We start from the raw sequence: 17,731 nt of genomic DNA on the forward strand, positions 1-17,731 counted from the left end.
GGGAGAATTGCGCCTTTCGGGTCGGTCTTGCCCTATCAACAGATCATTTGGTGGGCATCGGCAGCGGGCGGTATTACGCTGCGCCCATGAGCATGCTCACTCCCCCCGGCATGGGCGGAAAGTACCGCGTCACGGGAGCGGCTTACCCCCGCATGAGTCGACCCCGGCGACGCCGGCGGATCGTCTTCACCGTGCTCGGAGCAGTCCTCGGTCTCGCCCTGCTCGGCTACGGATCCTTGCAGCTCATGAACGTGTTCCGCGGTGAGAGCGCAAGCGGCAAGCACCAGAGCGCGGCTGCCAAGGACTGTGCGACGCCCAAGCCCAGGGCGGGCGCCGAGGCAGCCCCCGCGGCCGCCACGGCCGCCGCCAAACCGGCCGTCGCACTGCCCCAGCCCGGCGAGATCACGGTCAACGTCTACAACGCGACCCCGCGCGCCGGGCTCGCCAAGGCGGTCGGCGACGAGCTCCAGAAGCGCGGCTTCACCATCGGCAAGGTCGGCAACGCGCCCGCCGACTTCGACAAGAAGGTCCCCGGGACGGGGATACTGCTCGGCTCGCCCAAGACCGACAAGGCGGCCTTCTCCGTACTGGGCACCCAACTCGAAGGCGATACGCAGCAGGTCGACGCCCGCGAGAGCGCGGACATCGACCTGATCCTCGGCGACGCCTTCAAGGACCTCAGCCCGAAGGAAGCCGCGGACAAGGAGCTGGCCCTGCTGGCCAACCCCCAGCCCGCGCCCGCCAAGACCTGCTGACCCCGGACCACCAACCGCCAACCGCCAACGCCCACGCGAACAGCCGGCCGCCCGGAAGGCGGCCGGCTGTCCGGCTGAGGTCCTGCCGGCGGGTCCTACTCGGCGGAGCCGTACATGCGGTCGCCCGCGTCGCCCAGGCCCGGCACGATGTAGCCGTGCTCGTTGAGCCGCTCGTCCACCGCGGCCGTCACGACCGTCACCGGTGTACCCGCCAGGTCGCGCTCCATGACCTCGACGCCCTCGGGCGCGGCCAGCAGCACCACGGCGGTGACGTCGTCCGCGCCGCGCTTGATCAGTTCCTGGATCGCCGCGACGAGCGTGCCGCCCGTGGCGAGCATCGGGTCGACGACGTACACCTGCCGCCCGGAGAGGTCCTCCGGCATGCGCGTCGCGTACGTGGAAGCCTCCAGGGTCTCCTCGTTGCGGACCATGCCCATGAAGCCCACCTCGGCCGTCGGCAGCAGCCGCATCATGCCGTCCAGCATGCCGAGGCCGGCGCGCAGGATCGGCACGACCAGCGGGCGCGGGTGCGAGAGCTTCACGCCGGTGGTCGGGCCGACGGGCGTGACGATGTCGGCCTGCTCGGTGCGCACGTCGCGGGTGGCCTCGTACGCGAGGAGGGTCACCAGCTCGTCGGCGAGCCGACGGAAGGTGGGGGAGTCGGTGCGCTTGTCGCGCAGGGTGGTCAGTTTGTGCGCCACCAAGGGGTGATCGACGACCTGCAAACGCACAACATCCTCCAAGGCTCAGCTGCCGGGTTTCGACCTGCGACCTGCAAAAACGGCCGCACTTTTCGCGACCCACGGTCAAAAGGCTACGCGGTGTGCGCACCCCCGTGCGTACGAACCGGCAGCCGCGCCCCGATGTGACTGCGGATGCGCCCCGGCCGGACGCCCAGCACGCTGGACTGATGAGCAACGCACCGGTGATCGCGGCGGTCGACGGATCCGAGCACAGCCTCCTGGCGCTGGAGTGGGCGCGGACCGAGGCGCTCCGCCACGCGGCCCCGCTCGTGGTCGCGCACGTGCTGCCCGACACCTCGCAGCTGTACGCGGCGCGCCGCTCCTCGCTCGCCGACCCCTCACAGCCGGAGAAGTACGCCGACCCGATCGGCGAGCACGTACGGGACGTCCTCGCCGGCGCCGCCGAACTGCCGGACGAGGTGCGGTACGACGCGCTGGAGGGCTCGGTGCCCGAGGCCCTGCGGGTGTCCGGGGAGGGCGCCCGGATGCTGGTGATGGGCTCCCGGGGACGCGGCGGCTTCGCGGCCCTGTTGCTCGGCTCCAACAGCCGCGCCGTGGCCTCGACGGCGGCGTGCCCGGTGGTGGTGGTCCCGCACGCGGCGCGCCGCGCGGAGGCCGCCCCGCAGCCGGCCGGCGGGCCCGCGGGCCCCGTGGTGCTCGGCCTGCACGCCGCGGAAACCGCGGACGACGTACTCGCCTTCGCCTTCGTGGAAGCAGCCGCCCGGCGGACCACCGTCCAGGTGGTCTCCGCGTACGCGATCCCGCCGGCGCCGATGACGGTGGTGGACAGCCCCTTCCAGGTGATCCCGCCCGAGGGCCTGGCCGACGACGGGGACGCGGTACCGGCGGAGCGGGAGATGCTGCGCTCCCAGACGGAGCGGCTGGCCCCGTTCCGGTCCCGGTGGCCGCGCGTGCCGGTGGAGCAGGCGGCGGTCCCGGGCGACGCGGCGGAGCGCCTGGTGACGGCCTCCCGGTCGGCGGCCCTCGTGGTGGTGGGCCGCCACCACCCGCGGCGCAGCGTCGGCCCGCTGATGATCGGCTCGGTGGCCCACGCGGTGCTCCACCACGCACACGGCCCGGTGGCGGTCGTTCCAACGCTGTCGGCCCCCTGAGCTGCGAAAGGGTGGCATCAATCGGCCCGTCCGGGGGAAGGTGGGATGCGGGGGGTCTGCTTCGCGTCGGCGGAGGAGGACGACCGGACCAGCCCGGGGTGGTGGCCCATGCCCGACACGCAGTCGAACGACGCGCCGGAGACCGCTGCGCAGCGCAGAGCGCGCAGAGCACAGTTCCTGCGCGACCTGATGGAAGCGCGGGCCCTGCGCGACCGCGTCCAGCCCCGCCGCGCCCGGGCAGCCCGCATGCGCCAACAAATGCGCATGCGCACCTTCCGCTGGTAACCGGGGTCCGCCCCACTGACTCGGCCTGCGGGCCCGGTAGGGCCAGCCCCCGCCCATCCCCGGGCCGCCGCGCCCGGGCACCGGTTCCGCGCCCGCGAGCGCCGCACGCCGCCCTCGTCGCCGGCCCCCACTCCGCCCGGGCGGGGCACCGTGACGGAGCGGCCGGCGGCGGCGCGCCGGACGCGCCCCGGCGCACTGCTCGTCCACCCCGGGCACTGCACGGCCCGCGGCCTGCGTCCCGGCAGGGCGCCACGCGGGGCGGGCCGCCGATGCCGAGCCGGGTGCGCCGGATGCGCGGCCCCGGCACGGCACGTGCGCGGCGCCGCACGTCGGACCGACGCCCCGGACCCGTCCGTCGGCCCCTGCCCCCACCTCGACGGGCGCCCGGGAAGGGAGGGCAGCGGCCTTCGTACGGGTGCTTGCCCACGGCCCCGGCAACGACTTTGGCCGCTGGCGCGCGGCGCGCCGGGCCGCTGCCCTCCCGTCCGGGCGCGGGCCCGGACGGGAGGGCAGGCGCCCGCGGCGGCACGCCGGGGCGCGCCCGGGCTCACCGCACATCCGCCCCCGGCCCTGCACGGCCGCAGCCGCGGGCCCGGCGGGGCACCGGGCGGGAGCCGGCCGACGGCGCCACGCCGGGCGGGGTGGCGGGCTCGGGCACGGCCCGCGGCGGGGAGCACGGCACCCCGCGGGGTGGGCGGCGCACGGGCTCGGCGGGGTGCCGAGTCGCCCCCGGCCGACCCCCGCGGCGAGCGGCGCGGCACGACGCAAGCGCGGAAGACCTCTCGCAAAGCCGCTGTTTCTGCCACGATGCCGATTGGGCGGGGCACGAAACGGCGAGCAGGTCGGTCGTTCCAACCCTTCCCACCTCCGGCCGGGGGGACCTCCAACCGGCACGCCTATGACCAGTGGGAGAGTCACGGTGTATTTCGCCGCACTGCTCGCGCGCACCGAAGACGGGTGGGAAGCGAGCGACATGGAACTCGACGACGTCGAGTCCCTCAGTGATCTGATCGATCTCGCCCGTGCCGCCGCTGTCGACGACGACACGGTGGTCGCCCTCATCGAGCAGGAGGACGCCTGGTTCGGCGTCGTCCGCGTGGACGGCGAGGAGGACCCGCGGTACTACGTGTCGAACGCCTCCGCGGCCTCCCGCAGCTCCTACGGCTCGATGCTCACCGACGAGCTGCTGGGCAGCGACGAGGAGGACGACGAACTCGACGAACTGGACCTGGACGGCACCGAGGACGGCGAAGAGGACACCATCGCCGCGTTCACCGGGGCCGAGGACGACGAGGACGAGGAGGACTCGGCGGGCGCGGAACCCGTCCCGGCCGGCCCGCTCGGCGACCCCCGGCTGCTGGACGACCTCGGGGTCAGCCACAAACAACTGATGACCCTCGACGGGGACGCCCTCTCGGAGATCGCCGAATCCCTCGGCGCGACCGAGGTGCTGGAGGCCGTCCGCTAGTGATCACCACGCACCACCCCCTGCACGGCCCCGATCCCGTACGGGACCCGTGGCGGGACTCCATGCGCCTGGCGCTCCAGGAGGCCGCCCGGGCGGCGCCGGCCGGCGACGTGCCGGTCGGCGCCGTCGTCCTGGGCCCGGACGGAGAGCTCCTCGCCACCGGGTACAACGAGCGCGAGGCCAGCGGCGACCCCACGGCCCACGCCGAGGTGCTGGCGCTGCGCCGGGCGGCCGCCCGGCTCGGGGAATGGCGGCTTCCGGGGTGCACCCTCGTGGTGACCCTGGAGCCGTGCGTGATGTGCGCGGGCGCCCTCGTGCAGTCCCGGGTGGCCCGGGTCGTCTACGGCGCCGACGACGAGAAGGCGGGAGCCGCGGGGTCGCTCTGGGACCTCGTGCGCGACCGTCGGCTCAACCACCGTCCGGAAGTGATCCGCGGCGTGCTCGCAGAAGAGTGCGCACGGCAGCTGACGGACTTCTTCCGCGGCCTCTGAGGCGGCCGGCGGTACCGATTTCATCGGATGCCGCTCCGTAGGCTAGGATCCATCTCGGTAGTGTGTCCGAGTGGCCGAAGGAGCTCGCCTCGAAAGCGAGTATGGGGCAACCCATCGGGGGTTCAAATCCCTCCACTACCGCTCCGATCGAGAGCCCCGCCCCGCAAGGGACGGGGCTCTCGGCGTATCCGCCCGCAGTCTCCGGGCGCTCCCCGACGTCTCCGGGCGCTCCCCGACACGCCCCTACGGTTGACGGGCGCGTGACCGCCCGCCCGCTCGGCCGTTGTCACGGCATGACCAAGACCCAGCGCATGCTCGCCGCCTTCGCCCTCGCGGGGGCCGCCGCGGGCCTCGCCGCTCCGGCCGCCTCCGCCGCCCCCATGGCCCCCATCACCCTCCCCGACCTGCCGCAGGCCGCCCCGGGCATGCCGCAGGGGGCCACGCCCGGCTCCGTCCAGGAGATCGGCTCGAAGCTCAACGAGCTGGACAAGCTCGGCCAGCTGATGGAGCTGCCGAACCAGCTGTCGCCCGTGATCGCCCCCGTGGAGCCCGTACTGGGCCTCCTCGGCGGCATCCAGTAGCCGACCGTCCCGCCGCCCGACCCCGCGTACGTCGAAGGCCCCGACCGGAGTCGGGGCCTTCGACGTACGCGACGGGGGAAGTGGCGTCCGGGGGACGAGCCACTTCCCCCGACGAGGACGGGACCTGCCAGTCCGAGCCGCAGTCAGGGGGAAGCCGCCGTCTCGGACCCCGCAGTGAGGTCCAGTCCCTCACCCACCGGTTTCCTGCCAGAACCGGTGGGCTCGTCTTCAATACTGCGCCACCCCCACCCGCCTGCGCTGCGACAAAGGACCCGGACGCCCGGGCCATTGGTCCATAAAGGCCTGATGAGTGTCCGAAGACGAACGGTTAGACTCACCCGACTTTGCAGGACCGGTTGGGGAGGCCGACACCGCATCATGGACACCAAGAAGATGATCATGAGTGGGCTCGTCGTGTTCGTGCTCTTCGTGATCATCACCCAGCCGGTCAAGGCGGCCGACATCGTCAAAATAGGCTTCCAGGGCATATCGGATGCCGCCCACGGCATCGGCGCGTTCATGACCGAACTCGTGCGCTGAACCCGTACGCTGACGCACCCTCCGGACCGACCGGCCCCCCACTCCGACGGGTGGGGGGCTTTTGCGTTGCCTTTCACGTTGGCTTTTGCGTTGGCTTTCGCATTCCGCGCCGTGCAAGGGCCGCATCCAAAACACCCCATTATGCCCAACTAGCCCCCAACACGGCGATATGCGGTGCTTGCACACAGTGCACATGTGTTGTGATGCTATGACCGCTTTTGACGGATGAGTCGAGTCGACATGAAGGGGTGGCGTGACCGTGCCGGCCAGTACTGCGCCTCAGGTGCCGCCCCAGCAGGAGCCCCAGCAGGACCCGCAGCAGGAGCCCCTGCGGGGCGTCCCGCAGGACTCCCCGCAGGGATCCCCGCGGGAGGCCTCCCGGGACTCGCCCCAAGACTCCCAGGTCCCGCCCCAGCAGGACGCCCCTGAGGAGCCTCCAGCGGCCCCGAGACCCCAGAGCCGGGGCGCGGACACCCGGGCCCTCACCCAGGTCCTGTTCGGGCAGCTGAAGGGCCTTCAGCCGGGCACCGGCGAGCACCACCGGGTGCGGAGCGCCCTCATCGAGGCGAACCTCCCGCTCGTCCGGTACGCGGCCGCCCGCTTCCGCAGCCGCAACGAGCCGATGGAGGACGTGGTCCAGGTCGGCACGATCGGCCTCATCAACGCGATCGACCGGTTCGACCCGGACCGCGGGGTGCAGTTCCCGACCTTCGCCATGCCGACCGTCGTGGGCGAGATCAAGCGCTACTTCCGCGACAACGTCCGCACCGTCCACGTGCCGCGCCGGCTCCACGAACTGTGGGTCCAGGTGAACGCGGCCACCGAGGACCTGACCACCCTGCACGGACGCACGCCGACCACGCCGGAGATCGCCGAGCGGCTGCGGATCACCGAGGACGAGGTGCTGTCCTGCATCGAAGCCGGCCGCAGCTACCACGCCACCTCGCTGGAGGCCGCCCAGGAGGGCGACGGGCTGCCGGGGCTGCTGGACCGCCTGGGCTACGAGGACCCGGAGCTGGCCGGGGTCGAGCACCGCGACCTCGTCCGCCACCTCCTCGTACAGCTGCCCGAGCGTGAACAAAGGATCCTGCTGCTGCGGTACTACAACAATCTGACGCAGTCCCAGATCAGCGCGGAGCTCGGGGTGTCCCAGATGCACGTGTCGCGGCTGCTCGCCCGGAGCTTCGCTCGACTCCGATCCGCAAACAGGATCGAGGCGTAGCTGGAACGGGTGGAGATCGTTCCGCCGTTTCCCCACAGAACGGGCTCATTCCGCTCTGTCGCTGGAGATATATGTCGACTTGGCGCTACAGCGCGTTGCCGACATGTGACATTCTGCTTGAACCGCGTTTGCCGCAGCCCCGCCTCCGGTATTCAGGTGGAGGCTGCGTTCCTCCGACGGGCGCGCAGTACGCGACCGTCCGCGACCTCAAGGGGGTGGCATGTCCGTAGACCAGGGCAGCTCCAAGGTGCTCACGCTCGTCAAGAGCGCTGCGCCGACAGCACCTGCAGCGTCTGACCGCTCGGAAGCCATCGACACCCGCACCCTCTCCCGCTCCCTCTTCCAGCGACTTGCCACCCTGGACCCGGACAGCCCCGAACGGGCGTACGTACGCGACACCCTGATCGAGCTGAACCTGCCCCTGGTGCGGTACGCCGCCGCCCGCTTCCGCAGCCGGAACGAGCCGATGGAGGACATCGTCCAGGTCGGCACGATCGGCCTGATCAAGGCGATCGATCGGTTCGACTGCGAACGCGGCGTGGAGTTCCCGACGTTCGCGATGCCGACCGTCGTGGGAGAGATCAAACGATTCTTTAGGGACACCTCCTGGTCCGTGCGCGTCCCGCGCCGTCTCCAGGAGCTGCGCCTCGCCCTCACCAAGGCCAGCGACGAGCTCGCCCAGAAGCTCGACCGCTCGCCCACCGTGCCGGAACTGGCCGCGGTGCTCGGGGTGTCGGAGGAGGACGTCGTCGACGGCCTCGCCGTGGGCAACGCGTACACCGCCTCCTCGCTCGACTCGCCCTCCCCCGAGGACGAGGGCGGCGAGGGCTCGCTCGCGGACCGCCTCGGCTACGAGGACACCGCGCTCGAAGGCGTCGAGTACCGCGAGTCGCTGAAGCCGCTGCTCGCCAAACTCCCGCCCCGGGAACGGCAGATCATCATGCTGCGGTTCTTCGCGAACATGACGCAGTCGCAGATCGGCGAGGAGGTCGGCATCTCCCAGATGCACGTCTCCCGGCTGCTCACGCGCACGCTGGCGCAGCTCCGGATGGGCCTGATCGGCGAGTAATCACGGCAGCGGGGTTCCTATCTGACGTGGCGTCAGCCAGACTGCCGCGATGCGAAGGGAACGCCGCGCGATGACCCTCGTGGCCCTGTGCTGCACGGCCGCCGCATTCCTGACGGGGTGCGGCGGTCCCGCACGCGACGGCTACGCGGCCGCGGGCGCCGTGGCCCCCGGCCCGGAGCGCAGTGCGGGGGACAACGTGGCACCCCGGGGGCCGGTGGAGATGCAGCAGCTGGGCGGAACCCCTCCCTCCACCACGAGTACGTCGCCCGGTGCCCCGGATCCGCAGGGTCCTGCCGGCTCCGCCCGGGCCGAAGCCACGACCACCCCGCCCGGAACCGCACCGTCCTCCCAGACCCCGTCCGGGGCGACGCCGTCCACCCCGCCCCCGGCACCCCCCGCAACCACCACCCCGGGGACGACGCCCCCGGCCACGCCGACCACCCCGGCGAACCTGACGCTGGGCACCCCGGCCCGCACCCCGGCGGCGGACCGCTGGTGCGAGAAGGTCACGGTGGCGTTCACCAACACGGGCACCACGGCGGCCCGTTCGGGCGCGGTCACGTTCTCGACGCACGTCATCGGCACCCTCGGCATCGACTGGGCCACGATCACGACGACCCAGCCCCTCCCGACCCCGATCCCCGGCGGCGCGACGAAGACGCAGACCTACACGGTCTGCGTCGAGTCCTGGCGAGTCCCCCTGGGCATGCACGTGGAAACCCAAAAAACCACGGCCACCTGGACCTGACCCCCTCCAGCCAGGAACCCACCCCCAGCCCCGGGTGCCACACCCAACCACCGACACCTGGGGCCCGGGGCCCACACCAGCCCCGCCGGCTTGCGGCGCGGGGCCCACACCCAGCCCGCCGGCGTTCGCCACCCTCAGCCCCGCCGGCACCTGGGCACGGTGGCCACACCAGCCCCGCCGGCGCTTGAGGCGCGGGGTCCGGGGCGGAGCCCCGCGTCCCTCAGCCCCTCCGGCACCTGGGGCACGGCAGGCCCCCCGCACCGGCTCCGCACCCGAGGGCTACGACAGGGCCAGCCAGCACACGGCCCCGACCAGCAGCAGGACCCCGAGGCCCACCCCCAGCCACAGCCCGGCCTTCGACCCCGAACCGGAGGCCTGGGCCTGCCGCCGCCGAGAGCCCGGCGCAGCCGTCCCCGCTGCCGGCCCGGCCGGCGCGGCCTCTTCGACGAACGCCCGGAACATCTGAGTGCTGCCCGCGGGGTCGTAGTTGCCCTCGGGTCCCTGTGAGTTGTGGTTCGCAGCCATGCGCAGGACCCTAGCGGGTTTTCCGATTCCTTTACCGCCCCCACCCCCCGATTCATTTGCCTGTAGCAACCAATCGCTTCTATGGTTGCCCTAAGCAACAAGATGAGGAGAGGAGGGAGGGAGCCCATGCCCACGGAAACGCACCCCCACCCCACCCGCTACGAGGAGCTGGCCCGCCAGCTCACCGGCATCGGCGCCGTCAAGCGCGACCTCGCCCGCATGCTCCCCCCGGACTGCCCGGCCGGCTCCGCCGCCGTCCTCACCGTGCTCGACCGCCACGGCGAAATGCGGCTCAGCCGCCTTGCCGATCTCATGGCCATCGACATCTCGGTGACCAGCCGCCACGTCGCCCACGTCGCCGACCGCGGGTGGATCACCCGCGACATCGACCCCGGCGACGGCCGCTGCCGCATCCTGCGGCTCACCCCGGCCGGCCACGCGCTCCTCGCCGAGCTCGGCGCCCGCTACACCGGCGCGCTGGAGAAGGCTCTGGCCGACTGGTCCGCCCACGACATCGACGTACTCAACACCTTGCTGACCCGGCTCCGATCGAGCTTCTAGACAAAGGACCCACATGGCGACCACCGCACCCACCGGTGTGCAGGGAGGCAGCCGGTCGGAGACCACGTCCGACCCCGCATCCGCATCCGCACACGCGCACGCACCCATGACCCACCCGCAGATCATGAAGGCGCTGTCCGGCCTGATGCTCGGCATGTTCGTGGCGATCCTGTCGTCCACGATCGTCTCCAACGCCCTGCCCCAGATCATCAGCGACCTCGGCGGCACCCAGTCCTCGTACACCTGGGTCGTCACCGCCGCGCTACTGTCGATGACGGCGGCGACCCCGCTCTGGGGAAAGCTGTCCGACCTGTTCAGCAAGAAGCTGCTGGTCCAGATATCCCTGGTGATCTACGTCCTCGGCTCGGTGATCGCGGGCCTGTCCCAGAACACCGGCATGCTCATCGCCTGCCGCGTGGTCCAGGGCATCGGCGTCGGCGGCCTGTCCGCCCTCGCCCAGATCGTGATGGCCGCGATGATCTCCCCGCGCGAGCGCGGCCGGTACAGCGGCTACCTGGGCGCGGTCTTCGCCGTCGCCACCGTCGGCGGTCCGCTGCTCGGCGGTGTCATCACCGACACCTCGTGGCTCGGCTGGCGCTGGTGCTTCTACGTCGGCGTGCCGTTCGCGGTCATCGCCCTGATCGTCCTCCAGCGCACCCTGCACCTCCCGGTCGTCCGCCGTGACGTCAAGGTCGACTGGCTCGGCGCCTTCCTGATCAGCGGGGCCGTGTCCCTGCTGCTGATCTGGGTCACGCAGGCCGGCGACTCGTACGACTGGATCTCCTGGACGACCGTGGCGATGACCGGCGGCGCCGTCGTGCTCGGCCTGCTCTTCCTCCTCGTCGAGTCCAAGGCGAGCGACCCGATCATCCCGCTGCGCCTGTTCCGCAACAAGACCATCAGCCTCGCCTCGGCGGCCTCGCTGTTCGTCGGCATCGCGATGTTCTCGGGCACCGTGTTTTTCAGCCAGTTCTTCCAGTTGGCACGCAACGAGTCCCCCACGATGTCCGGAATCCTGACGATTCCGATGATCGGCGGGCTCTTCGTCTCCTCCACGGTTTCCGGTCAGGTGATCACCAAGACCGGTAAGTGGAAGGCCTGGCTCGTCTCCGGCGGCGTCCTACTGACGGCCGGTCTCGGAATGCTGGGCACCCTGCGCTACGACACCCCGTACTGGCAGATCGCGATCTACATGGCGCTGACCGGCCTCGGTCTCGGCATGATGATGCAGAACCTCGTCCTCGCCACCCAGAACCAGGTGGCCCCCCAGGACCTGGGCGCGGCCAGCTCGGTCGTCACCTTCTTCCGCTCGCTCGGCGGCGCCGTGGGCGTCTCCGCGCTCGGCGCGGTCATGGCCAACCGGGTCACCCACTACGTCAAGGACGGGCTGGCCGCGCTCGGCCCGAAGGCGGCGGCGATGAGCCACGGCGGCACCGCCGGCGGCGGGATCCCCGACCTCGACAAGCTGCCCGCTCCGTTGCGCACCGTCATCGAGTCGGCGTACGGGCACGGCGTCGGCGACGTCTTCCTCTACGCCGCCCCCACCGCGCTGCTCGCGCTGCTCCTGGTGCTGTTCATCAAGGAAGTCGCGCTGAAGTCGAAGCCGGCGGCCCACGCCCCGACGGCGGCGACGGCGACGGCGACGGCGACGGCGACGGCGACGGCCGACTCGGCGCAGTAGCGACACCGAGCCGCATCGAGCCACACCCCTCGGCCCCCGTCGGGTCGCTCCCTCCCCGTTCACCGGGGAAGGAACCCCGGCGGGGGTCTTCTCACGCCCCCGAGCCCACGCCCGCGCCCGGCCGGGCGGCGGCCTGCGCCTCGATCCCCGCGATCAGGACGTCGAGCGCGAGCGCGAAGTCCCCGGCGGGCGCCCGCCGCGCGGTGCCCCCGCAGCCGTGCAGGAACTGCGACACGGCCAGGTGTGCGCCGGTCCGGCAGCCGCCCGCGAGACCGGTGGCATCGAGCACCCGCTGCAGGGCGGAGTCGAAGGCCCGGGCGTGCGGCCCGATGTTCGGGTACGCGGCGGTCAGCGGCGCCACCCAGGGGTGCGCCGCCAGCAGCCGCCGGTAGCCGCCGGCCAGCGAACGCAGACGGCCGGGCCAGCCCTCCTGGGCCGGCCCGGCCGTGGTGCTCCGGGGGAGCGGTAGCTCGCCCAGGGCCCGGTCCAGGGCGAGTTCGAGCAGATCGTGCTTGGTGTCGACGTACCAGTACAGGGACATCGCGGTGACGCCGAGCCCGGCCGCGAGCCGCCGCATCGAGAACCGGGCCAGCCCCTCGGCGTCGAGCAGTCGAACGGTGGCCCCGGTGATCCGGTCCCGGTCGAGGCCTGAGGGCGCCTCGCTGCGGCGTCTGGCGGGGGCGCCGTGCCCGGGGGCCAGCCACACGCTGGTCCGGGTCTTGCCCGAATCGGCCGCGGTCACCATGGAGGCACCCTCCTCGCAACAGCTGGATCAGCCCGGAATGCCCGGTCCGCCCACTTGATGCTAGAGGGTGCCCCTCGCGTTTCGGCAGGTTCAGGACGGGGCGGACGTGCCGTTCAGGGGGACGGTCAGGTCGTAGAAGGTGGCTCCGCCGACCGTGACGGACCGGTAGTTGGCCTTGACCCAGCTCGCGATGGCGCTGCTGGTGCCGCCGCCGGGGCCGCCGCGCGCGACCTGTCCCTCGCCTCCGGAGCGGTCGCCCTCCCCGATGAAGTAGTGGATCTTCCCGGTGCGGACGTACTCCTGGAACCGGGCGAGGGTCGGGGAGGGGTCGCTCCCGTTGAACCCGCCGATCGGCATCACCGGCTCGCCGGAGGCCAGCTGGTAGCTCGCCGCGTTCTGCGCGCCGACGGCGGCCGCCGCCCACGTGTACTCGCCCGCGTCCTTGCGCAGGGCGGCCGTGGCCTCCGTACCGACCTTCGTGCCGCCCAGCAGGCCGCCGGGGCCGCCGCCCGCGGAGTTCTGCCCACCGCCGCGCGCAGTGCCGCCGCCGTTGCGCCCGCCCGGGAATCCCTGGCCTCCCTGGCCGCCGGGGAACTGCCGGCGCCCGCCCTGCGGACCGCCGCCCTGGGGCCCGCCCTGCTGCCCCTGCTGCGGGGCGCCCTGCTGCGGCATGCCCTGCGGGACCGCACCGGGCGGGAGTTCCCCGCCGCCGAACATCCGCATGCCCATGCCGCCGCGGCCGCCCGAGACCGCAGGCCCGGCCGTCACGATCGACCCGCTGCGCGCGGAGTCGACCGTGGTCAGGCAGTACGCGAGGGGTCCGGCCAGCGCCGCGGCCAGCCCCAGCGCCGCCGCCCCCAGCGCGGACCGGCGGCCGAGGCGGGCACCGAACAGCAGTCCGGCCGCCGCGGCCAGGCCGGCGACGAGGACCGTCCAGCGCAGCCACGGCAGGTATCCGGAGGAGCGGCCGAGCAGGACGTAGGACCACCACGCGGTCAGGGCGAGCGTGCCGGACAGGGTGAGCGCGGCGGCCTTGCCGCCCCGCTCCTCCCACAGCAGGGCCACGCCCATGCCGACGAGCGCGGCCACGTACGGCGCCAACGCCACGGTGTAGTACTCGTGGAAGATGCCCTGCATGTAGCTGAAGACGAGCGCGGTGATCAGCAGGGCGCCGCCCCACACCAGGAAGGCGGCCCGGGCCATGCCCTCCAGGGAGTCGGTGGCCCGGCGGGCCCGCCAGGTGACGACCAGTCCGGTGACGAGCATGACGAGGGCCGCCGGGAGCAGCCAGGAGATCTGCCCGCCGGTGTTGGCCGAGAAGAGCCGGTCGATGCCGGTCTCTCCCCAGCCGGGGCCGCCGCCACCGGGGCGGGAGCCGCCCCCGACGCTGCCGGTCTCGTTGCCGTTGATCCGACCGAGCCCGTTGTAGCCGAGGGTCAGTTCCAGGAAGGAGTTGGTCTGCGAGCCGCCGATGTACGGGCGGGAAGACGCGGGCCACAGTTCCACGATGGCCACCCACCAGCCGCCGGCCACCACCATGGCGGCTCCGGCGAGCAACAGCTGGCCGAGCCGGCGGCGCAGCCGGGTGGGCGCGCAGACGGCGTACACGACGGCGAGCGGCGGCAGGATGACGAAGGCCTGGAGGGTCTTGGTCAGGAAGGCGAAGCCGACCGCGACACCCGCCCAGACGAGCCACTTGGTGCGGGCGCCGTCGAGGGCGCGCAGCACGCAGTAGACGGTGACGGTCAGCAGCAGCGTGAGCAGCGCGTCCGGGTTGTTGAAGCGGAACATCAGCGCGGCCACCGGGGTGAGCGCGAAGACGGTGCCGCTGAGCAGTGCGGCCGCGGGCCCGAAGTGGCGGCGTACGGCGGCGTAGAGCACGGCGGTGGTGCCGACGCCCATGAGGGCCTGGGGGACGAGGATCTGCCAGCTGCCGAGCCCGAACAGCCGGACGGACAGGGCCATGGGCCACAGGGCGGCCGGCGGCTTGTCGACGGTGATGGAGTTCCCGGCGTCGGAGGAGCCGAAGAAGAAGGCCTTCCAGCTCTCGCTGCCCGCCTGGACGGCGGCGGAGTAGAAGGAGTTGGCGTAACCGGAGGCGCCCAGGTTCCACAGCAGCAGTACGGCGGTGGCCAGCAGGAGCGCCACGTACGCGGGCCGCTCCCAGCGGGGACGCCCCGCGGCGGCGGCGCTCGCCGTGGCGGGCGGTGCACCGGGCGCGGTCGGGGCGGCCGGGGCCCGTTCCGGGAACGGGGAGTCCATGGGTGGTACGGCCGTGGTCATCGGGTGTCGTCCTTCGCGGGAGTGGCGCGCCGCTCGGGGAAGACCCAGGCGCGGAAGAGCAGGAACCTCAGCACGGTTGCGGCGAGGTTGGCCGTGATCAGTACGGCCAGTTCGGTGCTGTGGGCGGGATGGGGTGTGGCGGCGCCGAGGGCGGCCAGCGATCCGCTGGTCAGGGCCAGTCCGACGCCGAACACGACGAGGCCCTGGGCCTGGTGGCGGACGGCCCTCTCGCGGCCGCGGACGCCGAAGGTGAGCCGGCGGTTGGCGGCCGTGTTGGCGACGGCTGAGACCAGCAGGGCGCCGGCGTTGGCGAGCTGGGGTCCGGCGCCGAGCCGGAGGAAGGAGTACAGGGCGAGGTAGGCGAGCGTGGACAGCACGCCGATCACGCAGAAGCCCAGGAGCTGGCGGGCCAGGCCGCGCGGCACGCCGGGCAGGGCGCTGCGGTCGCGCGGGTCGTCGCCGAAGGGTCGGGCGAGCCGGTCGAGCGGCAGTGCGCCGACGGCCAGGGCCCGGCCCACCCGCCACATCCCCTTGAGGTCCTCGGTGGCGGTGCCGACGATGTGGACGGTGGAATCCGGGTCGTCGACCCAGTCCACGGGCACCTCGTGGATGCGCAGCCCGGCCCGCTCGGCGAGCACGAGCATCTCGGTGTCGAAGAACCAGCCCGAGTCCTCCACCAGCGGCAGCAGCCGCTCAGCGACCTCCCGGCGGATGGCCTTGAACCCGCACTGGGCATCGCTGAACCGGGCGGCGAGGGAGGAGCGCAGGAGCAGGTTGTAGGCCCGGGAGACGAACTCCCGCTTGGCGCCGCGCACCACCCGCGAGGAGCGGGCGAGGCGGGTGCCGATGGCGAGGTCGGAGTGCCCGGAGATGAGCGGGGCGACCAGCGGCAGCAGCGCGTTGAGGTCCGTGGACAGGTCCACGTCCATGTAGGCGAGGACGGGTGCCTCGGAGCGGGACCAGACGGTGCGCAGGGCGCGGCCGCGGCCCTTCTCCTCCAGCCGGGTGCTGCGTACGCCGTCGACGGTGGTGGCGAGGGCGGCCGCGACCTCGGGGGTGCGGTCGGTGCTCGCGTTGTCGGCGATCGTGATGCGGAAGGGGTACGGGAACGTGCGGGTGAGGTGGTCGTGGAGCCGGCGCACGCACGGGCCGAGGTCCTTCTCCTCGTTGAAGACCGGGATCACCACGTCGAGTACGGGCTCGCCGGGCACGGGAGCGAGGTGCGCCCGTGCCGGAAGGGCGCCGGAGGAGGTGTCGGTTGGCATATACCGACCCTCTCCGGTTGGGCTGTCACCGCTGTGTGGTGAGCCTGTGCCCCGTCTGTGAGTCCCTCCGCGCGTCGGCCCGTGAGCCGGCCCGTGGTCCGGTCCGTGCGTCGGCCCGTGAGTCAGCTGCGATCCGGGTCGTCGGCTGGTCCGGGGCGAGCGGGAGCAGGACCTCGAAGCGGGTCCACCCGGGCTCGCTCCATACGTCCACCTGTCCGCCGTGCGCCGTCACGACGGCCGCGACGATGGCGAGCCCCAGGCCGGTGGAGCCCGCAGCCCGGGAGCGCGAGGCATCGCCGCGCGCGAACCGTTCGAAGACGTGCGGGAGCAGAGCGGGCGGGATGCCGGGGCCGTCGTCCTCGATCCTCAGCCGGACGGCCCGTGTTTCACGTGAAACATGGGCGGTGACGGTGGTGCCGGACGGAGTGTGCGTACGGGCGTTGGCGAGCAGGTTGACCAGGACCTGCTGGATCCGGGCCGGGTCGGCATGGATCGGCGCGGGCTCCTCGGGCAGCTCAAGGCGCCAGTGGTGCTCGGGTCCGGCGGCCCGGGCGTCGCTGACGGCGTCGACGACGAGCGGGGCGAGGTCGGTGTCCGTCGCACTCAACGGACGGCCGGCATCGAGCCGGGCGAGCAGCAGCAGGTCCTCGACGAGGCCGGTCATCCGGGTCGCCTCGGACTCGATGCGGCCGAGGGCGTGACGGGTGTCGGGGCCGGGCTCCTCCCGGCCCCGACGGGTGAGTTCGGCGTACCCGCGGATGGAGGCGAGGGGGGTGCGCAGCTCGTGGCTGGCGTCGGCGACGAACTGCCGGACCCGCATCTCGCTCTGCTGGCGGGCGGTGAGGGCGGAGGAGACGTGTCCCAGCATCCGGTTGAGGGCGGCGCCGACCTGTCCCACCTCGGTCCGGGGATCGGCCTCGGCGTCCGGGACCCGCTCGTGGAGGGCGGGTTCGCCGCTGTGCAGGGGGAGTTCGGAGACGCGGGTGGCGGTGGCGGCCACCCGGCGCAGCGGGCGCAGGGCGACTGCGACCAGGGCCTGCCCTGCGAGGGAGGCCGCGATCAGTCCGGCGAGGGTGACGAAGACCTCGACGGCGATCAGCGTCTGCACGGTGGAGTCGACCTCGGCGAGCGGGTAGGCCAGGGCCAGGTTCCCTTCGGGGGAGGCCTGTACCCGGTAACTGCCGAGGCCCGGCAGGTCCACGTCCACGGGTGCGGGCCGGCCGCGGTCGGCGGCGGCCTTGGCGGCGACCTTCTCCAGCGGGCGGGACTGGGCCGGGGTGAGCGGCTGGCGGGTCTCCAGGCCGGGCCCGCCGATGGCGGCGAGCCGGGCGCCCTCGGTCGTGCCGCCCGGCTCGGACCGGATCCCCACGGCGCCCAACGGGGTGCCCGGGGCGCTGACGAACCAGAGGCCGTCGCGCCCGGCCTTCGCCGGCGAAGGGTTCCGGGGCGTGGCCATGTCCACGGCGATGCGTAGCTGCTGGTCGACCTTTTCGACCAGGTACTGGCGCAGCGACAGGGTGGTGACGACGCCGATCGCGGCGCCCACGACGGCGATCAGCGCCACCGCCGAGACGACGAGCCGGGCCCGCAGGGACCAGGGGCGCGGCCGCCGGGGCAGGAGGCGGCGCCGGGCGGTGCGCGGGTGTGCGGCCCGCCG

At 72.9% G+C, this 17,731-nt stretch carries 18 protein-coding genes and 1 tRNA gene; 13 read left to right on the forward strand and 6 right to left on the reverse strand.

Annotated features, from left to right (window positions below; genetic code table 11):
- The first annotated feature begins 86 nt into the window (after window positions 1-86).
- Window positions 87-755 carry a LytR C-terminal domain-containing protein gene (locus OG974_RS21040; RefSeq protein ID WP_327284210.1) on the forward strand — a complete coding sequence of 223 codons (669 nt, stop codon included), beginning with the start codon at window positions 87-89 and terminating at the stop codon, window positions 753-755.
- A 95-nt stretch (window positions 756-850) separates the two neighbouring features.
- On the opposite strand, the gene upp is transcribed toward OG974_RS21040, so the two are convergent.
- Window positions 851-1,486, reverse strand: a complete 636-nt coding sequence (gene upp / locus OG974_RS21045; RefSeq protein ID WP_030160225.1) for a uracil phosphoribosyltransferase — start codon at window positions 1,484-1,486, stop codon at window positions 851-853.
- Between the two features lie 179 nt (window positions 1,487-1,665).
- Here upp and OG974_RS21050 point away from each other — a divergent pair, with 179 nt between their 5' ends.
- From OG974_RS21050 to OG974_RS21095, 10 genes are all read left to right on the forward strand, one after another.
- Window positions 1,666-2,610: a universal stress protein gene (locus OG974_RS21050; RefSeq protein WP_327284211.1), complete on the forward strand. Its 945-nt coding sequence runs from the start codon at window positions 1,666-1,668 to the stop codon at window positions 2,608-2,610.
- A 108-nt stretch (window positions 2,611-2,718) separates the two neighbouring features.
- The gene (locus tag OG974_RS21055; protein WP_327284212.1) at window positions 2,719-2,895 is read left to right on the forward strand and encodes a hypothetical protein; all 177 of its coding nucleotides are present in this window, start codon (window positions 2,719-2,721) and stop codon (window positions 2,893-2,895) included.
- Window positions 2,896-3,814: 919 nt separating this feature from the next.
- Window positions 3,815-4,363: a hypothetical protein gene (locus tag OG974_RS21060; RefSeq protein ID WP_327285709.1), complete on the forward strand. Its 549-nt coding sequence runs from the start codon at window positions 3,815-3,817 to the stop codon at window positions 4,361-4,363.
- A 62-nt stretch (window positions 4,364-4,425) separates the two neighbouring features.
- On the forward strand, window positions 4,426-4,854 hold the full coding sequence (tadA, locus tag OG974_RS21065) for a tRNA adenosine(34) deaminase TadA (RefSeq protein WP_328765210.1): 429 nt from the start codon (window positions 4,426-4,428) through the stop codon (window positions 4,852-4,854).
- Between the two features lie 56 nt (window positions 4,855-4,910).
- Window positions 4,911-4,995: transfer RNA gene (locus OG974_RS21070), tRNA-Ser, on the forward strand.
- Between the two features lie 152 nt (window positions 4,996-5,147).
- Entirely contained in the window at window positions 5,148-5,435 is a 288-nt protein-coding gene (locus OG974_RS21075; protein WP_327284213.1) for a hypothetical protein, read from the forward strand.
- A gap of 378 nt (window positions 5,436-5,813) precedes the next feature.
- Window positions 5,814-5,975 (forward strand): hypothetical protein, encoded by a 162-nt coding sequence (locus OG974_RS21080; RefSeq protein ID WP_165937499.1) that lies wholly within the window; start codon window positions 5,814-5,816, stop codon window positions 5,973-5,975.
- A gap of 259 nt (window positions 5,976-6,234) precedes the next feature.
- On the forward strand, window positions 6,235-7,197 hold the full coding sequence (locus tag OG974_RS21085; protein ID WP_371644082.1) for an RNA polymerase sigma factor SigF: 963 nt from the start codon (window positions 6,235-6,237) through the stop codon (window positions 7,195-7,197).
- Between the two features lie 220 nt (window positions 7,198-7,417).
- Window positions 7,418-8,266: an RNA polymerase sigma factor SigF gene (locus tag OG974_RS21090; RefSeq protein ID WP_327284215.1), complete on the forward strand. Its 849-nt coding sequence runs from the start codon at window positions 7,418-7,420 to the stop codon at window positions 8,264-8,266.
- 49 nt (window positions 8,267-8,315) lie between these two features.
- The gene (locus tag OG974_RS21095) at window positions 8,316-9,014 is read left to right on the forward strand and encodes a hypothetical protein (protein WP_371644083.1); all 699 of its coding nucleotides are present in this window, start codon (window positions 8,316-8,318) and stop codon (window positions 9,012-9,014) included.
- A gap of 279 nt (window positions 9,015-9,293) precedes the next feature.
- Here the strand turns inward: OG974_RS21095 and OG974_RS21100 are convergent, their stop codons facing one another.
- Window positions 9,294-9,539 carry a hypothetical protein gene (locus tag OG974_RS21100; protein ID WP_371644085.1) on the reverse strand — a complete coding sequence of 82 codons (246 nt, stop codon included), beginning with the start codon at window positions 9,537-9,539 and terminating at the stop codon, window positions 9,294-9,296.
- A gap of 126 nt (window positions 9,540-9,665) precedes the next feature.
- On the opposite strand from OG974_RS21100, the gene OG974_RS21105 reads away from it, so the two are divergent.
- Both OG974_RS21105 and OG974_RS21110 read left to right on the forward strand, forming a co-directional pair.
- The gene (locus OG974_RS21105; RefSeq protein WP_327284218.1) at window positions 9,666-10,100 is read left to right on the forward strand and encodes a MarR family transcriptional regulator; all 435 of its coding nucleotides are present in this window, start codon (window positions 9,666-9,668) and stop codon (window positions 10,098-10,100) included.
- Window positions 10,101-10,113: 13 nt separating this feature from the next.
- Window positions 10,114-11,781 (forward strand): MDR family MFS transporter, encoded by a 1,668-nt coding sequence (locus OG974_RS21110; RefSeq protein WP_371644087.1) that lies wholly within the window; start codon window positions 10,114-10,116, stop codon window positions 11,779-11,781.
- A gap of 91 nt (window positions 11,782-11,872) precedes the next feature.
- On the opposite strand, the gene OG974_RS21115 is transcribed toward OG974_RS21110, so the two are convergent.
- The 4 genes from OG974_RS21115 to OG974_RS21130 all read right to left on the reverse strand — a co-directional run bounded on the left by OG974_RS21115 (window position 11,873) and on the right by OG974_RS21130 (window position 17,692).
- Window positions 11,873-12,526, reverse strand: coding sequence for a TetR family transcriptional regulator (locus OG974_RS21115; RefSeq protein WP_327284220.1), 654 nt, complete (start codon window positions 12,524-12,526; stop codon window positions 11,873-11,875).
- 90 nt (window positions 12,527-12,616) lie between these two features.
- Window positions 12,617-14,809 carry an ArnT family glycosyltransferase gene (locus OG974_RS21120; RefSeq protein ID WP_371644089.1) on the reverse strand — a complete coding sequence of 731 codons (2,193 nt, stop codon included), beginning with the start codon at window positions 14,807-14,809 and terminating at the stop codon, window positions 12,617-12,619.
- A complete protein-coding gene (locus OG974_RS21125) occupies window positions 14,806-16,074 on the reverse strand; it encodes a bifunctional glycosyltransferase family 2/GtrA family protein (protein WP_327284222.1) in 1,269 nt (422 codons plus the stop codon). The genes OG974_RS21120 and OG974_RS21125 overlap by 4 nt, the downstream gene beginning before the upstream one ends.
- A gap of 25 nt (window positions 16,075-16,099) precedes the next feature.
- Window positions 16,100-17,692, reverse strand: a complete 1,593-nt coding sequence (locus OG974_RS21130; protein WP_328765212.1) for a HAMP domain-containing sensor histidine kinase — start codon at window positions 17,690-17,692, stop codon at window positions 16,100-16,102.
- Window positions 17,693-17,731: the final 39 nt, after the last annotated feature.

The sequence above is a fragment of the Streptomyces sp. NBC_00597 genome (assembly GCF_041431095.1).
In the GTDB taxonomy this organism is placed as follows: domain Bacteria; phylum Actinomycetota; class Actinomycetes; order Streptomycetales; family Streptomycetaceae; genus Streptomyces.

Bases quoted from the DNA above. Each gene is read 5' to 3' on its own strand.
- OG974_RS21040 (WP_327284210.1), top strand. From the start codon at position 87: ATGAGCATGCTCACTCCCCCCGGCATGGGCGGAAAGTACCGCGTCACG.
- OG974_RS21050 (WP_327284211.1), top strand. From the start codon at position 1,666: ATGAGCAACGCACCGGTGATCGCGGCGGTCGACGGATCCGAGCACAGC.
- OG974_RS21055 (WP_327284212.1), top strand. From the start codon at position 2,719: ATGCCCGACACGCAGTCGAACGACGCGCCGGAGACCGCTGCGCAGCGC.
- tadA (WP_328765210.1), top strand. From the start codon at position 4,426: ATGCGCCTGGCGCTCCAGGAGGCCGCCCGGGCGGCGCCGGCCGGCGAC.
- OG974_RS21075 (WP_327284213.1), top strand. From the start codon at position 5,148: ATGACCAAGACCCAGCGCATGCTCGCCGCCTTCGCCCTCGCGGGGGCC.
- OG974_RS21080 (WP_165937499.1), top strand. From the start codon at position 5,814: ATGGACACCAAGAAGATGATCATGAGTGGGCTCGTCGTGTTCGTGCTC.
- OG974_RS21090 (WP_327284215.1), top strand. From the start codon at position 7,418: ATGTCCGTAGACCAGGGCAGCTCCAAGGTGCTCACGCTCGTCAAGAGC.
- OG974_RS21095 (WP_371644083.1), top strand. From the start codon at position 8,316: ATGCGAAGGGAACGCCGCGCGATGACCCTCGTGGCCCTGTGCTGCACG.
- OG974_RS21100 (WP_371644085.1), bottom strand. From the start codon at position 9,539: ATGGCTGCGAACCACAACTCACAGGGACCCGAGGGCAACTACGACCCC.
- OG974_RS21105 (WP_327284218.1), top strand. From the start codon at position 9,666: ATGCCCACGGAAACGCACCCCCACCCCACCCGCTACGAGGAGCTGGCC.
- OG974_RS21110 (WP_371644087.1), top strand. From the start codon at position 10,114: ATGGCGACCACCGCACCCACCGGTGTGCAGGGAGGCAGCCGGTCGGAG.
- OG974_RS21115 (WP_327284220.1), bottom strand. From the start codon at position 12,526: ATGGTGACCGCGGCCGATTCGGGCAAGACCCGGACCAGCGTGTGGCTG.
- OG974_RS21120 (WP_371644089.1), bottom strand. From the start codon at position 14,809: ATGACCACGGCCGTACCACCCATGGACTCCCCGTTCCCGGAACGGGCC.
- OG974_RS21125 (WP_327284222.1), bottom strand. From the start codon at position 16,074: ATGCCAACCGACACCTCCTCCGGCGCCCTTCCGGCACGGGCGCACCTC.